General features: G+C 48.7%; 27 protein-coding genes and 4 pseudogenes. 9 read left to right on the top strand and 22 right to left on the bottom strand.

The window, feature by feature from the left end; translation table 11 throughout:
* The 4 genes and pseudogenes from J0L70_RS24300 to J0L70_RS24285 form a co-directional block, all read left to right on the top strand.
* Positions 1-98 (top strand): IS1 family transposase (locus J0L70_RS24300; RefSeq protein ID WP_502711026.1); only part of this gene is annotated, 98 nt, incomplete at its 5' end.
* A gap of 231 nt (positions 99-329) precedes the next feature.
* Positions 330-1,559, top strand: coding sequence for a hypothetical protein (locus J0L70_RS24295; RefSeq protein ID WP_287456250.1), 1,230 nt, complete (start codon positions 330-332; stop codon positions 1,557-1,559).
* Between the two features lie 101 nt (positions 1,560-1,660).
* Positions 1,661-1,773, top strand: a pseudogene (locus J0L70_RS24290) (IS6 family transposase); the annotation flags it as partial.
* Positions 1,774-2,291: 518 nt separating this feature from the next.
* A pseudogene (locus J0L70_RS24285) lies at positions 2,292-3,669 on the top strand (IS110 family RNA-guided transposase).
* Between the two features lie 19 nt (positions 3,670-3,688).
* Here J0L70_RS24285 and J0L70_RS24280 read toward each other — a convergent pair.
* The 7 genes from J0L70_RS24280 to J0L70_RS24250 are packed head-to-tail and all read right to left on the bottom strand — an operon-like array spanning position 3,689 to position 6,740.
* Entirely contained in the window at positions 3,689-4,585 is an 897-nt protein-coding gene (locus J0L70_RS24280; RefSeq protein ID WP_287456249.1) for an ion channel, read from the bottom strand.
* A 32-nt stretch (positions 4,586-4,617) separates the two neighbouring features.
* Complete coding sequence (locus J0L70_RS24275; protein ID WP_287456248.1) at positions 4,618-4,998, bottom strand: rhodanese-like domain-containing protein; 381 nt, start codon at positions 4,996-4,998, stop codon at positions 4,618-4,620.
* Positions 4,999-5,055: 57 nt separating this feature from the next.
* Positions 5,056-5,457 (bottom strand): NifB/NifX family molybdenum-iron cluster-binding protein, encoded by a 402-nt coding sequence (locus J0L70_RS24270; protein ID WP_287456247.1) that lies wholly within the window; start codon positions 5,455-5,457, stop codon positions 5,056-5,058.
* A gap of 52 nt (positions 5,458-5,509) precedes the next feature.
* The gene (gene petC, locus J0L70_RS24265; protein WP_287456246.1) at positions 5,510-6,046 is read right to left on the bottom strand and encodes a cytochrome b6-f complex iron-sulfur subunit; all 537 of its coding nucleotides are present in this window, start codon (positions 6,044-6,046) and stop codon (positions 5,510-5,512) included.
* Between the two features lie 16 nt (positions 6,047-6,062).
* Positions 6,063-6,284, bottom strand: a complete 222-nt coding sequence (locus J0L70_RS24260) for a DUF302 domain-containing protein (RefSeq protein ID WP_287456245.1) — start codon at positions 6,282-6,284, stop codon at positions 6,063-6,065.
* A complete protein-coding gene (locus J0L70_RS24255; RefSeq protein WP_287456244.1) occupies positions 6,202-6,492 on the bottom strand; it encodes a DUF302 domain-containing protein in 291 nt (96 codons plus the stop codon). Before J0L70_RS24255 ends, J0L70_RS24260 begins: the two co-directional genes overlap by 83 nt.
* Before the next feature lie 35 nt (positions 6,493-6,527).
* Positions 6,528-6,740, bottom strand: coding sequence for a YgaP family membrane protein (locus tag J0L70_RS24250; protein WP_287456243.1), 213 nt, complete (start codon positions 6,738-6,740; stop codon positions 6,528-6,530).
* A gap of 170 nt (positions 6,741-6,910) precedes the next feature.
* On the opposite strand from J0L70_RS24250, the gene J0L70_RS24245 reads away from it, so the two are divergent.
* Positions 6,911-7,399, top strand: coding sequence for a DUF4079 domain-containing protein (locus J0L70_RS24245; RefSeq protein ID WP_287456242.1), 489 nt, complete (start codon positions 6,911-6,913; stop codon positions 7,397-7,399).
* 208 nt (positions 7,400-7,607) lie between these two features.
* Positions 7,608-8,132, top strand: coding sequence for a GNAT family N-acetyltransferase (locus tag J0L70_RS24240; RefSeq protein WP_287456241.1), 525 nt, complete (start codon positions 7,608-7,610; stop codon positions 8,130-8,132).
* Positions 8,133-8,206: 74 nt separating this feature from the next.
* On the opposite strand, the gene J0L70_RS24235 is transcribed toward J0L70_RS24240, so the two are convergent.
* The 5 genes from J0L70_RS24235 to J0L70_RS24215 form a co-directional block, all read right to left on the bottom strand.
* On the bottom strand, positions 8,207-8,728 hold the full coding sequence (locus J0L70_RS24235; protein WP_287456240.1) for a rhodanese-like domain-containing protein: 522 nt from the start codon (positions 8,726-8,728) through the stop codon (positions 8,207-8,209).
* 47 nt (positions 8,729-8,775) lie between these two features.
* Positions 8,776-9,453 carry a class I SAM-dependent methyltransferase gene (locus J0L70_RS24230; protein ID WP_287456239.1) on the bottom strand — a complete coding sequence of 226 codons (678 nt, stop codon included), beginning with the start codon at positions 9,451-9,453 and terminating at the stop codon, positions 8,776-8,778.
* 126 nt (positions 9,454-9,579) lie between these two features.
* The gene (locus tag J0L70_RS24225) at positions 9,580-9,795 is read right to left on the bottom strand and encodes a hypothetical protein (RefSeq protein WP_287456238.1); all 216 of its coding nucleotides are present in this window, start codon (positions 9,793-9,795) and stop codon (positions 9,580-9,582) included.
* 25 nt (positions 9,796-9,820) lie between these two features.
* Positions 9,821-10,915, bottom strand: a complete 1,095-nt coding sequence (locus J0L70_RS24220) for an NAD(P)H-dependent flavin oxidoreductase (protein WP_287456237.1) — start codon at positions 10,913-10,915, stop codon at positions 9,821-9,823.
* Positions 10,916-11,051: 136 nt separating this feature from the next.
* Positions 11,052-11,804, bottom strand: a complete 753-nt coding sequence (locus J0L70_RS24215) for a biliverdin-producing heme oxygenase (protein WP_287456236.1) — start codon at positions 11,802-11,804, stop codon at positions 11,052-11,054.
* A gap of 160 nt (positions 11,805-11,964) precedes the next feature.
* Between J0L70_RS24215 and J0L70_RS24210 the strand changes: the two are divergent.
* Positions 11,965-12,086, top strand: a pseudogene (locus J0L70_RS24210) (photosystem II q(b) protein); the annotation flags it as partial.
* A gap of 187 nt (positions 12,087-12,273) precedes the next feature.
* On the opposite strand, the gene J0L70_RS24205 reads toward J0L70_RS24210, so the two are convergent.
* From J0L70_RS24205 to J0L70_RS24160, 10 genes and pseudogenes are all read right to left on the bottom strand, one after another.
* Complete coding sequence (locus J0L70_RS24205) at positions 12,274-12,897, bottom strand: NUDIX domain-containing protein (protein ID WP_287456235.1); 624 nt, start codon at positions 12,895-12,897, stop codon at positions 12,274-12,276.
* On the bottom strand, positions 12,890-13,873 hold the full coding sequence (cysK, locus tag J0L70_RS24200) for a cysteine synthase A (protein ID WP_287456234.1): 984 nt from the start codon (positions 13,871-13,873) through the stop codon (positions 12,890-12,892). Before cysK ends, J0L70_RS24205 begins: the two co-directional genes overlap by 8 nt.
* Before the next feature lie 19 nt (positions 13,874-13,892).
* Positions 13,893-16,613, bottom strand: coding sequence for a cyclic nucleotide-binding domain-containing protein (locus J0L70_RS24195; RefSeq protein WP_287456233.1), 2,721 nt, complete (start codon positions 16,611-16,613; stop codon positions 13,893-13,895).
* Positions 16,614-16,626: 13 nt separating this feature from the next.
* Entirely contained in the window at positions 16,627-17,619 is a 993-nt protein-coding gene (locus tag J0L70_RS24190; protein ID WP_287456232.1) for an arsenic resistance protein, read from the bottom strand.
* Positions 17,620-17,641: 22 nt separating this feature from the next.
* Positions 17,642-17,986, bottom strand: coding sequence for a hypothetical protein (locus J0L70_RS24185; protein WP_287456230.1), 345 nt, complete (start codon positions 17,984-17,986; stop codon positions 17,642-17,644).
* Positions 17,987-18,080: 94 nt separating this feature from the next.
* Positions 18,081-18,644: a ferritin-like domain-containing protein gene (locus J0L70_RS24180; protein WP_287456229.1), complete on the bottom strand. Its 564-nt coding sequence runs from the start codon at positions 18,642-18,644 to the stop codon at positions 18,081-18,083.
* Between the two features lie 13 nt (positions 18,645-18,657).
* Positions 18,658-19,046 (bottom strand): annotated as a pseudogene (locus tag J0L70_RS24175) (DUF3122 domain-containing protein).
* Positions 19,047-19,156: 110 nt separating this feature from the next.
* Positions 19,157-19,762 (bottom strand): Tll0287-like domain-containing protein, encoded by a 606-nt coding sequence (locus tag J0L70_RS24170; RefSeq protein ID WP_287456227.1) that lies wholly within the window; start codon positions 19,760-19,762, stop codon positions 19,157-19,159.
* A gap of 20 nt (positions 19,763-19,782) precedes the next feature.
* Positions 19,783-20,154 carry an ArsR/SmtB family transcription factor gene (locus J0L70_RS24165; RefSeq protein WP_287456225.1) on the bottom strand — a complete coding sequence of 124 codons (372 nt, stop codon included), beginning with the start codon at positions 20,152-20,154 and terminating at the stop codon, positions 19,783-19,785.
* A 44-nt stretch (positions 20,155-20,198) separates the two neighbouring features.
* The gene (locus tag J0L70_RS24160; protein WP_287456223.1) at positions 20,199-21,500 is read right to left on the bottom strand and encodes an NAD(P)/FAD-dependent oxidoreductase; all 1,302 of its coding nucleotides are present in this window, start codon (positions 21,498-21,500) and stop codon (positions 20,199-20,201) included.
* Positions 21,501-22,146: 646 nt separating this feature from the next.
* Here J0L70_RS24160 and J0L70_RS24155 point away from each other — a divergent pair.
* Both J0L70_RS24155 and J0L70_RS24150 read left to right on the top strand, forming a co-directional pair.
* The gene (locus tag J0L70_RS24155) at positions 22,147-23,586 is read left to right on the top strand and encodes a dihydrolipoyl dehydrogenase family protein (protein ID WP_287456221.1); all 1,440 of its coding nucleotides are present in this window, start codon (positions 22,147-22,149) and stop codon (positions 23,584-23,586) included.
* Between the two features lie 70 nt (positions 23,587-23,656).
* Positions 23,657-24,061 (top strand): DUF302 domain-containing protein, encoded by a 405-nt coding sequence (locus J0L70_RS24150; protein WP_190653905.1) that lies wholly within the window; start codon positions 23,657-23,659, stop codon positions 24,059-24,061.
* Positions 24,062-24,085 lie beyond the last annotated feature (24 nt).

The raw sequence follows: 24,085 nt of genomic DNA, 5'->3' as shown, positions 1-24,085 counted from the left end.
TTGCCAGAAAGACGATCTGTTTTTCCAAGACTGAGAAGATGCATGATACTGTGATTGGATTATTCATCAATCGTCATGAGTTCGGGCGAGCAGTATAACGTTATGCCCACACATCTAGAACACTACCCTCGAATCTTTGTAATCGTTATTGTTCTGCAATACTCCAGTAGGAATTTAGCCACGATCGCTCACAAGACGTTGGTGAAGAAGTTAAAAAAACATGACACGGCTTTCATCGCAATCGAGTAACTGGCACATCTTTTCAGTTTTGCGAAACGACCACAGCTATAACAAAGCATCCTTGCTTCTCAGATCATCGGTGAGCTTTTATGCGAATCTTTCTCTGTTTGATCCTGTTAGTGATTTCCTTTGCATTTCCCTTCGCTTCGCATGGACAATCGCCAGAATTTGAATCTTACCTCATCAATGGCAAGTTCCAAGCAGGCGAAACCGCGCTTCTGGCAAAACTACAACAAACGCCCAACGACGATCTCACTCGCTTTAGGGTCGGGGTTCTGCAATTAATGGACGGAACCGAACGACTCATGCAGTCACTCTACCGCTATGGACTGCGTCAGAATACACTGACTAGCTTTTTCCCGATTTTGCGCTTACCTGTCCCGCCCAACTCCAATCCGCAACCTGTCACTTACGAAGCGACGCGGCAGGTGCTTCAGACGTTGCTCAACGACCTTGCAAAAGTTCGATCAACACTTGACCCGATTCAAGACCCAACCATAAAACTTCCGATGCGGATCGGATTGACTCGCATGGACTTTAATGGCGATGGCAAGCTTGACAAGACAGAATCATTTTGGAATGTTCTCACTCGCATCACCGGAATTCGAGCGACCGAGCAAGCTGCCAAAGCGTTCACGATTAACTTTGATGCTGGAGATGTGGCTTGGCTACGGGGATACTGCAACTTGTTAGCGGCGATCGGGGAAACGGTTCTTGCCTACGATGAGCGTCAATTATTTGATGCCACCGCCCATTTAATGTTTACCAAACCCCAAACGCCTTATCCGTTTCTTGCAGATGGTCGAAAAGTGTTTCAGTATGGGGATAATCTTGATCTCGTCGATGTGGTCGCATTCTTTCATTTGATCAATTTCCCATTGCTAGAGCCGCAACGACTGACGACGGCACTACAGCATTTACAAACCACGCTGACACTCAGTCGCGACTCTTGGAAACTGATTGTTGCAGAAAAAGATAACGATCGAGAATGGTTACCGAATCCGAAGCAGAAGGGTGTGATTCCCAATGCTGTTGTGACTCAAGCCATGATCGATAGCTGGATTAGTTTCGTGGGGGAATCGGAAGATCTGTTAGCGGGTAAAAAGCTCGTTCCGTTTTGGCGCTCCCGCGAAATTCGAGGGATCAATCTCAACAAAGCGTTTACGCAGCCGCGCAACTTAGACTTAGTACTCTGGGTACAGGGAACTGCACCTGCGCCTTATCTGGAACTGGGCAAGCAGACCGATGCCAATGTTTGGCAACAACTTCTATCTGTATTTGGTGGACGCTTTTTCGGATTCGCGGCTTGGTTCAACTAGCGAAAACGGTTTTGTCGCAAAGATGATAGCTTAGGAAAGCTCAATTTTCTCTAACCTTGCTCAAAATGACGACTGCCTCGCTGTTCAAATAGCACCACTTTTTGCCTGAAATCATCTTGCTGAACGTGCGGTGGTATTGTCGCTACTCGTTGAGCTATCGGAATCTGGAGAGATGATAGCAAAAAGAGGAGTTGAAGTAGATCATGCCACAATCAAGATACTGTCCCATGCGTCCACGACTGACTCGAACCTGTTGCTGTAACTGTTCGAGCAATCCACTCTGATTCCAGTATTGTCCCACCAAAAGTGCTTCTGCCAACCAAGTTGGAATCGCAAGATTGGATTGTTCTGTTGCTGTGACTTCTAACAAATCTGCTACAGTATAGCTAACATTGTTTTCTGACATCGGGAACTGCCTCCATGCAGTACGACTCGATGTCTCTTTCTAGCGAATTAGTCGGGCTTTAGAACCCCCTCTGTGTCTTGTTTCCGGCATTTATCCTTGCACTGGTTGCGTATCTCGTGGGCATAGAAGGGAATCCTGAGTTTGAAGCCGAGGGGTCAATAGTACCCTGAAGGGTCTGATTAGGAGCGTGGTTCTGGGGTGTACTGGCAATGATATTGGTGAAGGGTGTAACCCTATCCCGTTTGAGAGATTAGCCATTCATTCTGCCCCAACTCAGGAGGTTCACCTGACTGAGGAGCATTATGGACAAGACCTCGCTAAAGCGGATGCAGCAGGAATCTGGGGCTCAAGCCTTACCTGCTGAATTTGCTCAACTTGAGCAACTGAATCTCCATGCTGCTTGCATTGATGTAGGGTCTGCTGAGCATTGGGTTTGCGTCCCTGCAGCAAGCAGCGAGAACAATGTCCGGGTGCTTTGGCTGCTTTACCCCAGACCTACAAGCAATAGCAACCTGGCTGAAAAGTTGTGGGGTGACAACGGTGGCGATGGAATCGACCGGAGTGCATTGGATTCCAGTCTTTCAGATTCTGGAGTCAGTCGGACTAGAGGTCAAGTTGGTGAATGCACATCATCTCAAAACCGTTCCTGGACGCAAGAGCGATGTGCTCGATTGTCAATGGCTGCAGAAATTACACACCTATGGTCTGTTAGCCGGGTCGTTTCGACCGGATGACCAAGTCTGTGTTTTACGCAGCTATGTTCGCCAACGCGAGCAATTGATTCAAAGTGCTGCAGTGCATATTCAACGCATGCAACACGCCTTGATTCAAATGAATCTGCATTTACATAAGGTGATTAGTGACATTACTGGTTTAACCGGCATGGCGATTATTCGAGCGATTGTGGCAGGAGAGCGTGATCTTCATGTCTTAGCCGGTCTCAAACACTCGCGCATCCGAAGTGCTCATGAGCAGATCGCTCAAGCCCTCAGTGGCAATTATCGGGCTGAGTTGGTGTTCATTTTGCAGCAAGAATTGGCGCTCTATGATCTCCATCAACAGCAGTTGGCTGCTTGTGACATGCAAATCGAGCAGTGCCTGCTGAGGTTTGATGCCAAAACGGATCAACCCCCTCCTGAAGCAAAGAACAAACGGCGCAAGACCACTCAAAATGCACCTGCTTTTGAGTTGCGCAAGCAGTTGTACCGGATCAGTGGCATCGATTTTACCCAGATTCCGGGTCTCGATGCATTAATTGTCCAGACGATCCTCTCCGAGGTGGGCTTAGATTCAACTCGTTTTCCCAGTGTCAAGCACTTCTGTTCCTGGTTGGGATTATGTCCTGGAGCGCGAATTACTGGAGGAAAGTCGGTGAGTTCTCAAACTCGCTCCGTCGTGAATCGAGCCACGAATGCTTTTCGCTTAGCCGCTCAAGCCGTCAGCCATAGTCATTCAGCTTTAGGAGCATTCTATCGGCGAATGCGCGCTCGTTTAGGAGCGCCTAAGGCAATTACGGCAACCGCTCACAAGATTGCACGTCTGTTTTACAAGCTGTGGTCTGTGGGTGGAACATATGCTGGCCCTGGAGAAAACTATTATGAGCAACAATACCGAGAACGCCTGGTGAAGCATCTGAAGAAAACAGCTCAGTTGCTTGGCTTTGAACTTGTGCCCCAGCCTCCTGCCGTCGAGAGTGTTTCTTGACAGAGGGATTTAATCAGGGTCAGGGTTCTGTCGGTACAACATCATGGAAATGAGTAAAGTCGATGTAGTATTCTCCACATTTGGTTGCGTGAATAATATCCACGAGTTGGTAATTCCATAAAATTTCTTGTGCTTGGTAAAGATGTCGGGCATGAACAGCTTGAGTCACCGTTTCATCAATGCCACTCAACGAAACAACAATTTGGGCTTTGAGTTGAGCTAAGGATTCTGCGGTTTGTCCCTGGAGAGGACTTTCTGCGTCGATCGGATGAATCGCTGTCCAAGTCAGTGCAAAGCTAGGAGTCTGACTACGTAAGAGCTGCAATGGATAAAGGCGGCGCATAAACTGACCTTCCAGACTGATTTCATCTCGCAATAGATATGCCCACATCTGGGCTTCTACAATTTGGTTGCCTCGCTGGTTAGCGGTGCGGAACATCAGTGTCGGCATCCCGTTGTAGCGGGTCACGACGGCAAAGCGACTGAAGAGAATACGGGCAGTGGATTGAGAGAAACGGGCAAACGCTAGCCCAGTGACGACTGCAAAACCCAATAGCCCGACCAATGCCTCAATCGTCACGACAGTATTGGCATACAAGGTTTGAGGATATAGGGCACCATAGCCGATCGATGCCAGTGTTTGCACACTGAAAAAGAACGCATCCCAAAATGATCCGGGTTGAGCATTGGCAATGCTATCTCCCCCAGCTAAATACGCCAGCGCAAATAGGGTATTCAGCATGCCATACACCAGCACAATCAGCAGGAGAAACCCTGACCAGGGAATCGTCAACAACATATGGTAGGGATCGCTCCAGTAAGAGTGCCAGACTCCAGAATTGGGTAGTTGCAAGACTCCTTTCGGCGCTAACCAGTGTTGTTGGTTTTTGAGTTGTCTCTTGGGTCGAACCTGCATAGTTCAGATTCACTCATCTCTATCTTAATGGGTTAGCCAGCTTGAGTTTTTAACTCCGTTTTCAAGCCCAGGCGACGCCATTCCACCATCCCGCCACTGATGTTGTAGACCCTTGTGAAACCTGCCTTCAGGAGTTGCCTCGCTGCAATAGGGCTACGGTGAGCCGTCAAACAGATAACGGCGATCGCCTGATCCTTGGACAATTCCTGAAACCATTGCGGCAAGAACCATTTCGAGATACCCAAACCCAGTAGAATTCGGGGCAGGCTGAGATTGCGGGCATTGGGGGCATGACCTGTGACGTACTCCAGAGAACTGCGAACATCAATCAGGAGGGGAGAATCAGGTAGGTGAGTAAATTCTGTGGGTGACAGATCAACCACAGTTTCATTTGGACTGGTCAGTTTGGACACAGGGCACCTCATTGCTAAGTTGGGCGATCGCGTAATTAGTGTGCAACTAGACGGAGCTTACGCCTGGTTACAGCCACATTCACCCTCAGGGTCATGTCCTTGCTCATGGTCATGGTGATGTTCAACTTCTTCTGAAGTCAGGATGGCGAGAGAACCTGTTAGATATGCCGTTATGGCTGCATCCAAGTCAGTTTCAGGGGTGATAATGGGCTGAATCCCCTTAGATTCCAAACGGCGGACTAATCCACGCCCCATACTGCCGCTAATCAGGACTTGTACTGTATCCAGGGAGTGAGGGTCTTTGGGCGAACTCTCATGAAAGCTCTGGTCTTTGGTCAGTTGTAGCAGTTCTTTGTTTTGGATGGTGCCATTGTCTACGTCATAAATCCAGAATTTTTGACAATGTCCGAGATGGGCAGTTACGTTAGTCTGGTTTTGGCTGGATACAGCAATTTTCATAGGATACCTAGCGATTGAAAAGAGAGAATTTCTTGGATATTGGCAACCCAGATCAAACCCACCAGGGGGGTTCTCCAGTGCGTGGATCGGTTTCGGTCCAGGGTGAAATTAAAATGCTGTTATCGATGACAGCAACGTGAACGATTTTGAGTGGAAGGGGAGCTGGACCGCGAACGACGGTTCCATCAGGGGCATAGAGAGAACCATGACAGGGACATTGAAACTGCTGATCGATTGCATTCCAGGGGAAAGTGCAGCCCAGGTGGGTGCAATTATCAACAATTCCCATAGCATCCAGCTTGTTATCTTCTTTGACGATCAGGTAAGTGGGTTCTCCTGCCAGACCTGCAACTAAGGCACGAGTGCCCGGTGCTTCTGCCAGAATTTGCGTCGCTGGGATTGGATTCCCCAGAATATCTTTAGCAAGAATGGCTCCCCCTGCTCCGGTTGTTTCTGCGGGAGGAATAAAGAACTTGCCAACGGTGTAGAGCGCAGAACCAGCGCTGGCAGCGACCGTGGCTCCGGTTAAAAAATTGAGCAGTTGTCGCCGCGATAGGGATGGACTTTCGAGTGGAAGACTGTCGTCCATGATGAACCTCCTTGCGTTAAATAACGTGTTCAGTTGGCAAAGCAGCCAGTTTGGCTTCAGGTAGGCGATCGATCACTCGTTGCATCTTCTGACTAGCATCGATCGCGATTTCTTTCGCTTTCGGGCTATGCAAAGTCAGAAACATCATCAACGGATCAACTGCTGAGACTTCGACGCTGCCATCTGCGTGTTCCTGCACCACGACATTGCAGGGGATATAACACACCCGCTTTGTCATCGGTTTGGAGCATTTGATAGGCAATCTGAGGATGGCAAGCTCCCAGAATTTTGTATTGACGAAACTCGATGTCCAGTTTCTTCTTGAAGGCAGTCTGCACGTCAATTTCAGTCAATACGCCCATGCCTTCCTGCTTGAGAGATTCGGTGACTTGAGCGATCTCCGCTTCAAAGGAGGCATCCACAACCTTGCTGAAGTGGTAGGTCATAGTATTTTCCTAAAAGAGTTGATGAGTGAATACTTCTACAGTTGTTCATCAGGTTGGTTGGTGTGAATCCCCAGGAGGCGATAAAGACCACAAAAACCAACCAGTGCGGTTATCAGCAGTATGCTACCCACAACGACTAGCCCAATGCCCAAGGCAGAACCGCTGTAGAGGAACAGTCCCGAATAAAACAGCACCGAAGCCAGCAGTAGACGGATCAAGCGATCGATTGAACCCACATTCGTTTTCATGACTGAAATCTCCAATATTGAACGGATGGCAAAAGCTTTGGTGGAGTAATGCCAGTAGCGATTCTCAAAGTCTTGCAAGGTTTTTTATTGTAACCTTCTTTAATATAACTAATTAGTCATAGAATAGTAAAGTGAATTTAAGACGTGCGATCAACTCAGAGGTAACTGTTATGAATTTTGAAGGTCTGGAGGCTCTCAACCCCTATCTCAGCTTTTTCCACCCCGTTACGATGTGGATCTCGTTGGTGGTTGCGCTCTACGCGATGTATCTAGGTGTGCAAGTCCGACGGGCGCGGTTGGCAGACGGCGATCTCAAGAAAGAACTGGTGAAGAGCCGGTTTGCGATTCGTCATCACCAAATTGGCTCCATCCTCCTGGCACTGATAGTGATGGGGGCGATCGGAGGTATCACCGTAACCTATATCAACAATGGCAAGATTGTGATTGGTCCCCACCTGTTTGCAGGCTTAGGAATGGTGGGGTTGGTTTCCACGTCTGCCGCGCTGGTTCCTTTTATGCAAAAGCAGGATTGGGTTCGCAGCCTCCACGTTTCGTTGAACTTGATTCTGCTGGGATTGTCTGGCTGGCAAGCCGTGACCGGGGTGCAAATTGTGCAAAAGATTCTGCGTCAGCTATTACCAAATGTTGCCAATCAGTGATGTTTGGTCACTGAAAACCTAATTGATTGAGCACGATCGCCTAAACCATAACTTTGACCATCCGTCTTTTGAAAATCTTGTTCGGAGAAGTACGAGTCAGTTCCGTCTCCCCATAAAGTGCGTGTACCGGACTGACCAAAATACTTTCTGCTCCGTTTTACGATTCTTGCAGCCAGTGACGCTAGTCGTTAGCATTTTTGGAAACTCCATGAAGATTCGAGAAGCTACAGCAGTCGATTCCGAACTGATCAGGAATCTACATCTTGACACTTTTGGCAAAGAAGAAGGCCCTGCTGTATCAAGGCTGGCGATTGATTTGCTAGCAGATGAGACTGCAAAGCCTTTGCTTGCCTTAATTGCCGAAAACGGAACAGATATTGTTGGTAGCATCATATTCAGCGCCGTAGGGGTGAGGGGCAGCGAGGGGATAGTCGCCTACATTCTCGCGCCGCTGGCAGTAGCAAGCGCCTTTCAGAGAAGGGGGGTCGGGCGTGCGCTGATTGAGCGCGGACTGAAAATGCTGAAAGATAGAGGCACCGACCTAGTGTTTGTCCTAGGAGATCCGAGGTACTACAGTCGGTTTGGCTTTACCCATAATCACCATGTCTCTCCGCCCTATGAACTGCCGTATCGCGAGGCATGGATGGCGATCGCACTGAGGGGTAATGCGCTTGAGTCAGCAAGTGGTCAGATCTTATGCGCTCGCTCGCTTAATGCTCCAGAGCACTGGTGAAAATTGCTAACGCTGTGGTTGCAGCGGCTTGACGAGCGATTACTAATCGGCCAACAAGTAGGCTAAGGGAATGATTACTGAGCGATCGCTTCCCCTGCTGCTTTCCAAGCAGCAAAGCTCGGCGGGAATCCCCGGACATTTTCATAATTCAACAGATGCAACGTCATGACTCCCATTGCCGATCGATAGCCCGTTGAACAGTACAACACCACAGAGTGATCGTGCGGGATTTTATCCAGACTATGAGTTAGAGTACGGAGTGGAATGTTGATGGCATCCGGAATATGTCCAGCACGATATTCGGAAGGTTCGCGCACATCTACCAAAATGGTTTGAGGATTTTTTAACTGATCTTTCAATCCTGCGACATTGCCGATCGTGTAATAGCCTAATGGAATTGAGATAAGAAAGCGATCAACTCCTGATTTTAGATTGAGAACTTCTTCAGGCACAGCTTGTATCTGTTCCTGAGATGCCGATCCAGCTGCTACGTCTAGAGTTGCTGCCATGATCGGGCTTTGTCCAACACCAGACAAAAGACAAACCCATAGGGCGAATCCCAGCAATATCGTCCGAATTGACTTCTTGAATAGCATAGATTTCTCCCAAAAGGGCTATTTCTTATTATCCCACCTTCTCATCATCACTTCCTCTGTTGGCGGGTTGCAACTCCGGCAATATGAGGGCTAACAATGGGAACAGACAGTCGGAATGATTGATAATTCACAGACTCAAAGCCTGCTGCTTCAAGATACATCCAAGTTTCCTGGTTTGGGTGACAGTGATCAAACACCGTTTTCCAGACTGGAGTAATCCCTTCTTGAACCGTGCGAGTAAAGGTGCCATTGGTCGCGGCAACGTGTTCAATGAAAACAAAAGTGCCACCCGGTTTGAGGACGCGTTGAATATCCTTCAAGGTGGCGTGAATGTTAGTTACAGAGCAAAGAACATAGGTGCTGACTACGGTATCAATACTGTCATCTTCAACAAGTAATATCTCAGCTCGTTCTCCATGCAGTTCAATAGTTTTGAGTCCGTGACGTTCTGCTTCTTGCTCAATGTAGGGATGCATGAAGGGATTCGGTTCTATCCCAATCCAGTGAATGTTGGTTGGGTAATAGGATAAATTTGCCCCTGCCCCCGGTCCAATTTCTAAAACTCTGCCATGCAAGTTGCTCAGGAGCGATCGTTTCAGGTCTGCCATTGTGGCATAGTTCTGGCAGTCGTGTAGTATAATTGCCCGATCATCAGCATGATTCGCTTTTGCCATACCCCAGGCAAACAGCCGTTGATGGCAACCCTTCAGAAATGAGATGTTCATGCGCTGGCTCACAGTAAACGGGGAACTTTCCCTAATTTATTCAACTTGTAATATTTTTCCTATGCTTTTTGTCTGCTCAACGAGTGAATGATCAAACCCCTTACTCAGCGAAACTTTCCAGCATCGTTACGGGAATGGCGATCGCAAAACTAGTGCATTCCCGCTAAGCTCGCTGATAGAATCAGAATCTGCACAAATCTGGATGCCTAGGCAAAAGCTCACCAGCAGGCTCATTGCCATGACAATGACGAAGAAGGCTTTCACAATTTCTTCCTGGCTTTGATAGGCAATAAAGGCAGAAAGCAAAGCGATCGCAAAAGGAATTAAGGAAGATGTTGTCATACGACTGATATGTAGTCCTGAAAGATTAAGCGACTAACTCTGCCATCAGCTCAGCAACAGGCATCATGTGTTTGGCACGTCCAGCATTGCTGCCTGAAAAAATCAGCCCGTTTTCAATATCCCCTCGTGCCGCTTTATCCAAGGCTTGAACAATGCAGTAGTATTGTTGTTCATCCCGGCATTTGCAAGCATGGAGACAATTGAATAAACACCGTTTTTCCAAATCAGGGGAACCTGCGATCGCCTTCTCCACAAATGCGTTCCGCAACGCTCGTCCTGGTAGTCCGACTGGGCTGGAAATAATCACCACATCCTCTGGTTTGGCATGGAGATGAAATTCTTTGTAGCGAATATCGGCATCACATTCGTTTGTAGTTATAAATCGGGTTCCAATTTGAACACCACTTGCACCCAATGCCAGCATCCGATCGATATCTACCCGATCCCACACACCGCCAGCGGCAATCACCGGAATGGTTTGACCCACTTCTTGTTGTAGATACGTTACTAATTCTGGGATGACCTGCTCTGCTTCCAAAGCGCGATCTCCCAACTCTTCCAATTTAGCCCCCAGATGTCCTCCTGCCGAATTGGGATTTTCCACCACAAACGCATCCGGCAATCGCCCATATTGGCGTTCCCATTTACGGCACATAATTCGAGCCGCACGAGTGCTGGATACGATCGGCACCAATGCCACTTTTGGATACGCGGCGGTATATTCCGGCAATTGCAGCGGCAAGCCTGCGCCAGAGATAATCAGATTGACCCCTTCTTCAGCCGCTGTCCGCACCAGCGTTTCATAATCTTGGGCAACGACCATCGCATTGATGCCCAGAATTCCAGTCGGGCTTAGCGTTCGTGCTTTTCTAATTTCATCAATCAGCGCCAACCGATTCGCCTCAAAAAACTGCTCTCTGCGTTTGCGACCATTTGGCTGATTAATATCAAAATATGGTGAGTTTAGTCCTAGCGCAGCAGCAGATATTATGCCAATTCCACCTGTATTGGCAACGGCAGCGGCGAGCTGTGCTCCAGAGATACGGATGCCCATGCCTCCCTGAACAATGGGATAGCGGGCAAGATGTTGACCAATTTGAAGCGAGGGTAAGAATGCCATAAATTCGTAGTTAACAGTAAAAATCAGTGGTTCCGCCCCTTCCGGTACCACCCTTGGTCAGGGAAGCCAAAGGCTTATTTCTTGATAATAAAGATGATTTGAGAAGAGGCAAAGTGGTTATCGCAGGTGGCAAAGCTTATTCTGAAGCAACTAACTCCACAGACGTATTGCCTGGAGCACGTTCGGTACTCCCCGGCTTGTCTTGTCGGGTGACGAGATCAAAGACATGATCACCGATCGCCGCTTTTACATCGTTTTCCAGCTCATGCATGACATTCCAGTTGAGTTTGAAAGCAGCATTGGCTTCATCCACAAGGCGTTGCATCGTCGCCTCATCAATCGGCAATGAATCGAGTGCTTGGCGATACTTCTCTTTAAAAGCACGTCTTGCTTCCACAGTCGGAATTTGTTCAAAAGTATGCAACCCGGTGCCCTGATCGGGCGGCAAATTCAACGCGGAACGGACAATGTTTTTCAAACTCTGTCCACCAGAGAGGTCACCCATATAACGGGTATAGGCATGGGCAACCAGGAGGGCTGGGTCTGAGTTAGCAACCTCACGAATGCGATCGACATAAACCCGACCCGACTCCAATGGCACAATCTGGTCTTGCCAGTGATTGCCATAATAGAACTCCAGATCCTTTTCCAGAGTGGCTTTTCGGTTCAGTTCAGGGAAATACATGGGACCCACGATCGGATGATCGGCATAACGCTGGAGTTCTGCTTCCAACGTGCTATAGACCAGATACAAATTGGCAAGCAACTTGCGGAAGGGTTCCCGTTCCACAATTCCCTTCAAGAAGCACTTCATAAATGCGGTATTTTCGGCAGCCGTATGGGACTGTTTGGTTCCATCCCGCAGGCTGCTGGCTAAAGTCTGATTCATATTAGGTTCCTCGTTGGCAATCGTTGATTTTGAAGGTCACACTCACAAGAATTGGAAGATACAGCGAGTAAGTGTCTTGTTGGTAATTATATAACTATAAAACTATAAAACGATTTAAAAGAATAATTGCGTTTTCTATCCTCATCATTAAGTTGCAATCATGACTACATTTTTGGAACGCCGCAGCCGGAGCAATTTTTGGGATAGATTCTGTAACTGGATTACCAGTACCGAGAATCGGCATATGTGGGTTGGTTTGGCATGCTGTCAATCCCAACACTCAGCCTGTTTAGACCAGCAGGTGATTGGGGGCGATCACCTGCGGTGGTTGAGAATGGCATTGGGGCAACGGCAATTTCAAAGTGGATGGTGAATAAAGAAGTCCGGTTTGGCATCTTACGAACAATAGCAATTACCGATGCAACCCAAGCAACTCCGTTACCAGATGTTATGAGATCATTCAAATTACTCAAGCATCGGGAACGCTTCCAAACTCGCATTGCCCAGAGTTTTGAACAGTTATTGCTGGATGCAAAGACAAGTTCAGCATTGCCCATTCCAGGAGCACGGCACGACATTGCAAGCAGTTGAGGTCTTGAAGTAACTGATGAGCGCCTGCGGCATTGACGGGGTAGGTGGTTGCAATAGCCTTGGGAAATAGGGTTGAGATGCTATGGATATGAGCTACGAAACCATACAGTTTTTGGTTGGAGAAGGAACTGTTCACTGCCCACCCTTCGGTGTTTAAAGGAATTAGTTGAGTGATATTTGCTGCTTCAATCCCTAATTCTCGCTTTAAGGTCGTGATCGCTGCCTCTTCAGAAGTCTGTCCCTCTGATACTCGACCACCCGGAAAATCCAATGTCACCTGCCCAACGCCAGGACGATAGCTTGAAGGCGGAAGCAAAAACTGACCATTCTGAATCGGTAAAACAATCACGGAATCTGTCTTCTCAATCCGCCAGTATTCCAGGATTTCCCCCTGATGGTCTTGCAGATGTTCGCCAATCAATGTTATCCAACGCGAATGCAGTTCCAGGAAGCGATCTTGCACTCGCCAGGGTTGGTTAGTATGAGATGGTATTTTAGCCATGACTTAATGCAGTGGGAGGCGCTTGTAAAGCAGTTTCTGTACTAATTTCGTGCCACATGGCTGTACTAAGATAGCGTTCGCCAGCACTGGGTTGAATAATCACAATCCGTTGATTCTGGTAGTGCGATCGTTGCCCGATGTGTAATCCCACATAGACCGCCGCTCCCGTTGAAATACCGCTCATAATGCCTTCTAGTTGCGCTAATTGTCGTCCTGTCTCGTAAGCCTGCACTTCGGTAACAGTGACAATTTCATCAATCAAATCCACTCGCAAGACATCCGGTATAAAGCCTGCGCCAATCCCTTGTAAATTATGTTCACCCGCAGGCTTGCCACTCAGCACCGCACTGTTTGCGGGTTCGACAGCAACAATCTGGAGGTTAGGATTTTGCTGTTTGAGATAGCGCCCAGCGCCTGTGAGAGTACCACCCGTCCCCACACCTAAGACCAATGCGGCGAGTTGTCCCTCGGTGTCCTGCCAGATTTCAGGTCCAGTGGTGTCGTAATGGATTTTGGGATTGGCAGGATTGCTGAACTGATGGGGTGAAAAGGCGTGGGGAAGTGTTGTAAGTAGCCGACTTGCATAGGCGATCGCCCCTTGCATATCTTCTACGGCAGGAGTCAAGATGACCTCTGCTCCATACGCCTGCATAATCTGCCGTCGTTCCTGACTCATGTTGTCTGGCATCGTCAGAATCAAGCGATAGCCTTTGGCGGCACACACCATCGCTAACCCAATGCCAGTATTACCGGAGGTCGCCTCCACGATCGTCGAAACTCTAGGTTGAATCAGCCCTACTCGTTCTGCTTCTAATATCATGCTGACGGCGATGCGATCTTTCACGGACTTTGCCGGATTCATGCCTTCTAGCTTCAGCACAATTTCAGCGACACAGCCAAACTGCTGGGGTAAACGTTGCAGCTTGACTAGCGGTGTGTGACCAGTCATTTCAGTAATGTCCTTATAAATATTCATAAAGTAAATTGAAAATTCCTCAGATAATGAGCCAGAAACTCGTCACCGTCAGTCCTGCGATTAACAGCAAATGAGGCAGATTGCTGAGCAATGTGCACTTGGTAATACGTAACAGCGGATAGACACTGAAAATCAGAGCGGAGAGTAGCGTGACTCCCTGAAGGAAAGCCACCACATCTATACTCCAGGTAAGAGTTGGTAAGCTCGCGCCGCTAAAGCCTAAGGTTCGCGCCAGAACAGGCAGAATTTGACCCGCTTCTGTGACTGCTGCTGGGATATAGTGCGCTAGATTGGCTGCCAGGGTAAAGGGCAGATAGGCGTAGATGACAGTGAGATAGGTGGGTTGTTCGGGATCAAGCAAGCGGGCGATCGCGTGCGTCCCATACGTCAATACAACCGGAAGACTCAGCAGGACAAGAACGATCGGCGTACTGGTCAGTAAATGATCTGCATCAATAGGAAGATCGTGAAATCCTAGCCAACCTAAAAGTCGTTGGGCATGGTGCATAAACACACCCCCAAACAGCAGCAAGAGGAGCGCGACTTCTGCCCAAAAGCCCCGGTGATTGTCCAGTAAATCTGACGTGGGAAACCGCAGGTTTAACTGCACTGAACGGTGAGGACAGGCTTTGAGGCAGGTCATACATAGCACACAGTCTCGGTTGTCCGGCAATTGTGCGGGATGCGAATAGAGCGGACATCCCCCCGTTGCCTGTCCTTCAGTCGGCAGGGCATCAACAAAGGTAACAGGGGTGACGCTACTGCCTTTATAGCAGCCGAATGTGCTGCACTGACTCCCACACACCTGTTGAGTCGATCGCAACTCCACCATTGCCAGTTTGGCAAACATCCCGTTCATGCCACCGATCGGGCAGAGATAACGGCACCAGAGCCGCCGCTCATAAATCAAGCTAAAAATCACCGCTCCGGCTGTAATCGTCAGAAGCAACCAGGCGGATAGATAGGCATGATGCGGTAAGTCCCAGAGCTTTTCCCACAGGTAAATCGCGACAAACCCACCAAATAAAATCCAGGCTCCCCAGCGATTCAGCCATTGCGTATTCCAGGTCAGTTGCTGACGTGGAAACAGCCACAGCGAAAGCCGCCGCAACCATTCGGCAGTAATCATGAAGGGGCAGACGGCACACCACAGTCGCCCAACAAAAACAAACAAAAACAAATAACCCGGCCACCACCATGCCCAAAAGAGATTCAGCGTCACACTGCTGTCTCGCGTCTGAGGTCCAAGGAACCCGGCGATCGTGACGGGGACAAAAAATGCCATCATCACCATCCAGATTCCCTCTGGATACCAGCGACTCAGCAACGCTTGCCGCAACCGGGGTACATGGGTGAGCAAATCCACCCGGAAGGCGTTTTTTGCAGACTGCACCGACCATAGCGCCTGTTCGGGAATCACGGTTTGTCCGGGTGGGGTCATGATCACCGCCCGATGCAGGATTTCTGCCAGTTCGGTGAGGTTGCCCGGATAGTCATAACTAATCAAGCGACGCAGATTGGACTGATCTAGGCTCAGTAGCGGACGATTTTGTTCCTGACAAAACTGGGCTAAAAAGTAACGGGCAAATGCTGGAATATCTGCCTTACGCTGGGGCAAGCTAAACAGCTTGATGGAAATTGCGTCTACGTCTGGCAAGTCTAGTTTGTCAGGAGAGGCAAAGATTAAGCGCACCCAGGACTGGACGGGTTTGGGCGGCTCGGTCGTCAGGGTGTTGGATCCACTCAGTCCATGATTCGGCAGGATGCCCCCCGTTTTGCAGTAGTGGAACACGCGGGCACGATCCCCCTCGCTCAACACCTGGATATTATTCAGCAGTAGCGTTCCCCGCTCCAACAGTTCGAGAATGCCCGGTTGTCCACCAATTCTGCCAAATAAAAAGTCGGTATTGAGTCTGCTATCCTCTGAGCGCGGCAACCTGGCACAATCTAGCTCCGCAAACGGTTGGTCTGCTAGGGCAGAGCGGGCATGGATCAGCCCTGCTAGAAAGGTTTTTCCGGTGCCCGGTTGGGCTTGAAACGCTACAGGCTTAAGGCTGGCAGCGGCTCGATCAATTTGTTCGATCAGCTTTTGGCTGGCTTTGCTGTGACCCAGGATCGTTTCCCCAATGGGAACTGCTTGAATATAGGACTGTAAGCCTTGAATCCGTCGTTGTTCCTGAGCAATCCGGGCACTGAACGCATTTAAGTCCTGTGCGAGCAGGGCGTTGAATAAGCGTTCAATTTCGGCGTGCTGCTGCATTAGTTGACGAAACCGAACCTGGGGTAAAAACCAGATTTCGCTAACCGTGAGGGCGATCGCCTGCGTCTGATGTCTGCTATTTTCGGGGTTTGCCATCAGCGACACATACCCAAACAGTTCGCCCGCATTGCGATAGCGAATCAGGGATTTGCCAATGGGAGAAAGGCGGGAAATTTCAACCGTGCCCCACTTCAGCAGATAGAGTCCAGTGGAGGGGTGTCCTTCTTGATAAATGAACGTCTGTGGTTCTACGCGAAAGCAGTAAAAGGATTGGGCGATCGCTTGCAATGCCTCTATGGGTAATTGTCCCCAAACCCGATGAAAACTTAACCAATTTCGACAATCTTCAATCGTCTTGTGATCAGGCTTCACGGCACTGGTGACATCTATGCTCAAGGGCAAAGGTTGATCGGTTGCAGTCAGCAGGGAAGGTTGAGTCGATGCTGTAGAGGATATGCAATTTTGACCAGAACCGGGCATAGCGATATGAGTCCTAACTGCTCTTTAATTGAACCGTTTCTTCAGCAGGACCAAAGATTTTATCGGTCAACTTCACATACCAGGCTGCTGCCTGTACCTGAATGATGTACGCCATCGCAATAATCAAGGCAATCTCAGAACCCTGTTCGCCACCAAAGACCGTAACGGCAATCGCCAATGCAATCGACAAATTCCGCATCACCGTACCGTAGACGAGAGCGATCGCATCTCCCCGGTTAAATAGCGACTTACCTACGATCGTACTCAAAAGGAAGTTGCCTAAATAGAGGATTGCCAGGGGAATCAAGAAAGACAGCAGGATCATTGGATTTGCTACGATGTCTTTTGCTTTCAGCGCCATAGCAACGAATACAACTCCTAGAACACCCAATGTTGAAAAGGCTGGAAACTTTTGTTTGAGGTTTTTGTTGTATTTGTCAGCACCGACCACCTGGATCACAATCAGACGGGTGGCAATTCCTAGTAGCATGGGCAGGAATACGATGATGGCAATTTGGCGGAATGTATCAGCAAGAGGGATTTCAATCACCGTTCCCATGAGCCACTTGGCATAAAAGGGAGTGGCGATCGATCCTAAAATCAGCCCAATCACGGTCATCTTTACGGCAGCACTGAGATTACCTTTGGCAAATCCAGTCCAGGAGATTGTCATGCCGCTGGTTGGCAGGAGGGATGCCAGAAGCAATCCCAGTGCAACTAAGGGGCGATCGGCAAAGAACGCTTTTCCCATTCCGTAAGCAAAGAAGGGAACAATAGCAAAGTTAATTAACTGAGTAATCAACTGCAATTTGTAATCTTTGCCAGACAGAACTTTTTGAATCTGCAAATTGATCATCATGGGATAAACCATGAGGAACGTGAGCGGTACAATCCAGGCTTTAAGCGGAGATGGATTGATCAAGTACCCTACGACAATACCAGCGACCATAGACGATGGAATCGTCCACACTAAATTCTTTTGAATGGCTTCTAATAACTTCCACACAGCAATGATGCTCCTTAGTTGTTTAGTGAGAAACTTGCAGACTGCGATCGAGTTCCGACACGAGTTGAGAAAGGCGATCGCGAACCTCATCAATTTTGGGAGACGGTTCGGCTTCGATGCCCATTGCTAACAGTTGCAGCCCAATCTCGATCGCATCTGACAATCCCATCATCAATACCAACATTTCCTCTGGATTATTGGTTACCTGAAAATTGACATGAATGGTAGCAGGGTTTTGCTGCTCCTGACCTTCTACTGCTCCAATTCGAGAAATTTTACTACCCCGAACGGTAGCGACATCGTTTACATTCCCCATGACTGTGATGTCATTGGTGTTGAGAGTATGGGTTACAAATTTGACGGTCATTGTTCTTACTCCTTCCTATTTCGTGTGAATCATGAAAATTTGCGTCTCAAAATTGACCTGGATGCAATGAGCATCCAGGCGATACATTGCCTGCTCAGTGTCTTGCTCGTCTGCCTGCCTGGTGTGGGTGGTATTCACCACCCACACCAGGATTATTAACACATCGTTCAAAAGCTGGCTTGTGATTGTTCTGTGAAACGTGACGCAGTTGAGTGAAAGCGGCCCGCAGATCCGGTTCCTGCACAAACTCTAGAAACCGGTCATACATCTGCACATTAGCAATTTCTGCCTTAACTCCCATCTGACAAGCATCCTGAAGAGTTGCAGGAGCCTCAATATTGCCAGCAAACGTATCGTCAGGAATGGGCAATCCATATTGCGTGAATAGCCTGTTCCAGAGTTGTACGTGCCGATCTTCAGCTTGAACAATATTGCTAAACGGGCGGATGGAACCAAACTGATCAATCACAGCATTGTAGAATGCACGGGCATAATATTCATCGTTAATGGCATCTATCATTGCCTGTTGGGTTCTGGAATCTGGCTGGGTTGGGTTAGATGCAAACGCCGAAAAGGTTATTAAGCCAACCAATCCAATACCGAAGATGATTGATTTCAAAGAGTTCCAGCTTTGTCTCTGCCAATTTCTGTTTTTCATATTCGATCTTTACTTAATAATTTGCCAGGGTTTGCCATTCCTTAACGAGGGAGGGAGGAACTCGCAGCGTCAGGGGAGAACCCTCTGCAGTCAGTAACCTCAAACGCCAGAGAAGTTCCGCTTGCAGTTGAGGAAGTAGTGGTTGTAAGTCATACTGTCCAACATTGGGTTCGGAGGCGTTGGCATCCGTGAAAATTTGTTGAGACGCATCTGCTGCGGTTAGCATTTCGCCCATCGAACTTTGGAGGGTCAGCGGTTGGGAACGATCGACCTTGTTCCCGGAAAGCCCACCAGCCGCAGGTAGAAGTGGCGACTGCCATCGGGACAAATGCGCTTGAAGGCGATCGCTTGCCAACTCATGCCATTCTGATCTTTGAGGTTTCGCCGCGATTGATAAACCACCTGACCGGGAGCCTCTTCCAGTTGGCGGATAGCAGCGATCGCTGGAGGAGTTTCAACCAAGCTCCAATGAAAGAACAGAACACCCAAACTGAGTACCAAAACGCCAACCTTCACTCCTGCATTGCCTGCTCTAGAGCCGCTTTTACATCAGGAATGAAGACGGCATACATACCCCGCAAATCTCCCACATGGAAGTTATAGGCTAAATCTTGGGGATAGTTATCTTTCACAAACTGTGGCCGATTGTTGCCTGCACCGTGACAGGCTAAACAGCTTGCTTCGACATTAATGCGGCGATAGTAGCGAGTTCCTTCCTGCCCGTTGATCGTTTCCCGATCCCAAAATCCCATTAAATCAGGATTTTGTTCAAAGCGAGCCAGCGCAATTTTTGAGGGCAAATTGTCGGGTGCGTGATCCGGATTGCGATACTTGCTGGCGATCTGTTTCACCTGCCATTGATTCTCTTGGCTGAGCTGCATGGCTCGCATTCCTACAGGTTTGCAAACTTCTTTCATGGTTTGTATTGTAGGTTCTTCAGTGTGTCCTTCCAGCATGGATGCCAGTCCCGATCGCAAACCATCCAACAACTCAATTTCCTGTACCGCTTTCGCTAGTTCTGCGGGGTCAGATTGTGCCAAAGCATTGGCTGGATTGATATTGAACAAGGCGATCACCAACCCGATGCCAACTATCATTCGATAAATGCGCTTTAACATACCACTCCTTTATTCAAAACTTAATAGTCTCTTCGGAATTCATGGCAGCGATGCTGAGCAAGTTCTTCTCGAACACTGCAACAAACTAACATTAACGCTGTATCAATCAAGCAGTAATACCGAAAAATTCCTTCTCGACGGCAAGTGACAATTCCAGTTGCTTTAAGCAACTGAAGATGTTTAGAAACGTTCGCTTGTAACAATCCGGTTTGCTCACAGAGTTCTTGAACATTTCTCTCGCCATCACACAGGATGGTTAGAATTCGTAATCGGGCGGGTTCGCCTAGGAGTTTGAAGCGATTAGCTAATTGTTCAAACTCATCATTTCCAAAGATGTTGTTTGGTGGTGTTTCACCAGCGTGATCGAAATGATCTGTTCGATTGATAGTCATAGCGATTCCAGGGGTTCATGGGTTCCCAGAGGAGAAAGGTTGCATTAAACATTAACAACGGTCTTTTGTGGAGTGGGGGCTGGTTTTACCAGATCAACTCCAAACAATGCCTTGAGTCCCAATCGCTCAAACCAGGGAACCGCTGCCCCAAACCGCATTTTGGTCATAAAGTATTGCTCAAATGCCGTTTTGCCCCAAACCACCCAGGGACCTTGCACCGCGTAAGCGTATCGCCGTTGCTGAGTTGCAGGGTCAGGTAAAACAGGAGCCGCTACGTAAAGAATTCCAGTATCCCCAAATTCGGCAAAGCAAATGGCTTCCAGAGTTGGCACTGTCAACGGAGCTTGAATTGCACCCAATTCAACAGCGATATTGTGGGCAACTGCCATTCCCATCGCTTCCGTCATTTGACCACTCTTGGGCATCCCGATCGCCACATGGGCTTGGTCGGGTTGTGTCAGATTGACACTGACCCCCAGAGCGTAGATCTCTGGAAACTGTGGATGTTGTTGGGTCGGTAGGATGGGAATAAACCCTTTCTCAGTTCCTAAACCAGGTGTATTGAGGATAAATTGCACTCCCCGGAAGGCAGGCAGAATCATCGCGTAGTCTTGTGGCAGAGTGCGACCGTTATCAAGGGTGATGTGGTCAGGGGCGATCGCGGTAATGGCGGCATCGGCAATAATTTCAACTCCATGTTTCCGTAACAACGCCTCCGTGAGTTTCTGAGCGTTTTTCACTCCGCTGACGCCCAGGTGTCCGGCGTAGGGTTCAGGGGTGACGAGCGTTAAGGTTGCCTTGTCCCGGAGTCCTTTGCGCCGCAAAATCCAGTCTGCCATGAGGACAAATTCGTAAGCAGGACCAAAGCATCCGGCTCCCGGTGCGGCTCCTACAACGAAATGACCGGGCTTTTCGAGAAACTGAAGCCATGCTTCTCGTGCTTCCAGCGCATGGGAGGCAGAACAAATGGAATGGGTGTAGCCTCCATGCGGTCCCAATCCGGGAATCTGGTCAAAGGCAAAGCCCGGACCCGTGGCAATCACTACATAGTCATAATCAATCGTCTGCCCATTCTCAACAGTGATCCATTTGCTGTGAGGATTAAACGCCGTTACCCGACCATTGACCAGATCCAAACCATGTTGTCTGGCTAACGGCTCTATCTCAAGCTGAAAGTGATCCAATGGGTCAATGTCCAGGGCAACTCGCGCCAGACCAGGAATAAAGGTAAATTTAGGTTGGTCTGAGATGAGTGTGACAGTATGGCAATCGGGCAATAAATGCCTCAACTCATACGCCGTTGGCAACCCCCCTAACCCTGCACCGATCACTACAATATTTGCCATATTTATGCCGCTCCTATAGTTCAGGTCAATCAGCTTTGCCAACGTCATGACCAGTTGAGTCAATGCATTCAAAGCATCTGCTGAGGAACACTCAAGGTTCTACGTCTCCCTCGAACCCCCAATTAGCTTTGCTTGAAGTTCAGTTTTTTAAAGCTCTTGATCGACAGGCACGAATACCTCCTGGCAGGGCATCCAAAGCCAATTCCATGTAACTCGCTTGAATCGCCCTTTTGATACTATATAACCATACGACAATATAAAGTTCAAGCTGTATCTATTATTTTTTTGTTAAAAACTGTAAATCTTGCTCCATCCTGTACAAAGAGAAGTGCAAGAGAGGGCAAGGGTTCCACCTTCGCTGAGGTATGAAGCCTGCGTGTTAATTTCCTTGGCTCTCCTTGGATTCAGGCACGATCGTAGCCCAATCTCAAAATCAGAATTACTACTCCGTTGCCGCATTTGTTGACAAGATAACTGTATGGTTATATAAACAAATATAGGATTGTGAACAAAGGGGTTCGCTACATTGATTGGCAGTTGGTGTAATGCAAGGAGTTTCCTTTGTGGAACTCACCCCTGACTTGTTTGCTTTTGTCCTTTTAAGAATCCCACCCATTCTATCGATACGTTTGTAAGGGGTTAAGTCATGGCATACGACTATGATGTTCTGGTGATTGGTATGGGGCCTGCTGGCATGGCTGTATCTGCAATGGCAGCGGAAATGGATCTTAAGGTTTGCGGCATTGAGAGCCATCGCCTAGGCGGAGAGTGTATGAATGTGGGATGTATTCCCAGTAAGGCATTACTTCGCATGGCGAAAACTCGTAATGCAGTACGCCTGCTCGATCGCATGGAACTGGAAACCGTCTCCCTGCCCCAGGTACGCAATCCCTTTCAGCGCATCCAATCGGATATTCATTACATCAACAACAGCAAAACGAAGCGAATGTTTGAGAAGGTCGATCTGGTTCTCCAACAGGGAACCGCTTCCTTCGTAGATCCACACACGGTTGCTGTAGGCGATTTCCAAGAAGACGGCACAGCCGAATGCACCATCATCGCCAAGCGTATCTTCATCGCCACTGGAACTCAACCCGCCATTCCTCCCTTCCCCGGCATTGACTCGGTAGAGGTGCTGACGAATAACAATTTGTTCAGCCTTGATCGCATTCCCGAAAGTCTTGTGATTTTGGGAGGTGGCGCGATCGCCTGTGAAATGGCTCAAGCGTTTTCCCGTCTGGGGAGTCGCTGCACGATGATCATTCGCGGCCCGAATTTGCTGCGAGGGGTTGATGCCGATGCTGTGAAATTGTTGGAAGATACCTTTCAGCAAGAAGGCATTGAGATCTTGCGCCGTCAGACGATTCAGCAAATTATGCCGACACCAGAGGGTGGGGTAAAAGTGCTGACAGAAGAGGGTGAGGTTGTGGAAGCCGAAAAACTTCTGGTTGCCACAGGTCGCAAGATGGACTTTTCGGGGCTAAACCTGGAAAAGGCAGGGGTCAAATATGACTCCACAGGGATTCAGGTCAACCCCTATCTGCAAACGAGCCAGAAGCATATTTTCGCGGTAGGAGATTGCAACGGCTATGCTCAATTTTCTCACGCTGCTATGCACCAGGGCATGATCGCCCTGATCAACACGCTGATGCCTCACCCCCTCAAACAGGATTTCCGTCAATTCGTCGTGCCTTGGACGGTCTTCACCGAACCCCAAATTTCTCATGTTGGCCCGAGTGAGGAAGATCTGCAAGCGCAGAAAACTGCTTACGAAACGGTGCAAGTGCGCTACGAAGATTATGGAGCAGCGATCGCAGAGGGAGTTGATATCGGGTTTGTCAAAGTGCTGACCAATGCCACTGGAAAACTCTTTGCGGCGACGGTGGTGGGGGAAGGGTCAGGAGAGATGGTCAACGAGTGGGGATTAGCCATCCAGCGCAAATTGCGAATGGTGGACATTCTATTCCTCCAGCACTCGTTCCCATCGATGGCGTTTCTCAATAAACGCATTGCCGAAACCTGGATGATGAAGCGGATGAAATTGTCCTGGCTTAGGGCGATCACACGTACGCTGTATCGTCTGTAGATCGACTATTCCGATCAGTTACGGCTTGTCTTCAAGGTTTGTTTTTTGTAGTTCATTAGGACATTCAATCATGTATCATTTCAGCAAAGTTGTTGATTGTTCATTTGATGAGGCGATCGCTCAGGTTACTGAAGCACTCCAGCAAGAAGGCATGGGAGTGTTAACCGAAATTGACGCACAGGCCGCTTTCAAGAAGAAGCTGGGAGTTGATTTCCGTCGCTATCGCATTCTGGGAGCCTGTCATCCTCAAACGGCTTATCAGATGCTTCATGAGGATGATAAAGCTGGAGTGTTGTACCCCTGTAACGTAGTTGTGCAGGAACATGAAGATGGTCGTGTGGAAGTGTCAGCCGTTGATCCGATCGCGATGTTTGCCGCGATTCCTTCCCCCAATGCAAAGGAAATTGCCACGAATGCCAGCCAGAAGGTGAAGGCGGTGATCGCTCGCCTCCCTGCGGTTCAATCCCTAGTCTAAATGGGATAATATAGCAGTTTTTTG

This window comes from Leptolyngbya sp. UWPOB_LEPTO1 (assembly GCF_017302695.1).
In the GTDB taxonomy this organism is placed as follows: domain Bacteria; phylum Cyanobacteriota; class Cyanobacteriia; order Leptolyngbyales; family Leptolyngbyaceae; genus Leptolyngbya; species Leptolyngbya boryana.
Note: the sequence above shows the minus strand (reverse complement) of the source record. Positions and strands in the feature narration are given on the sequence as shown.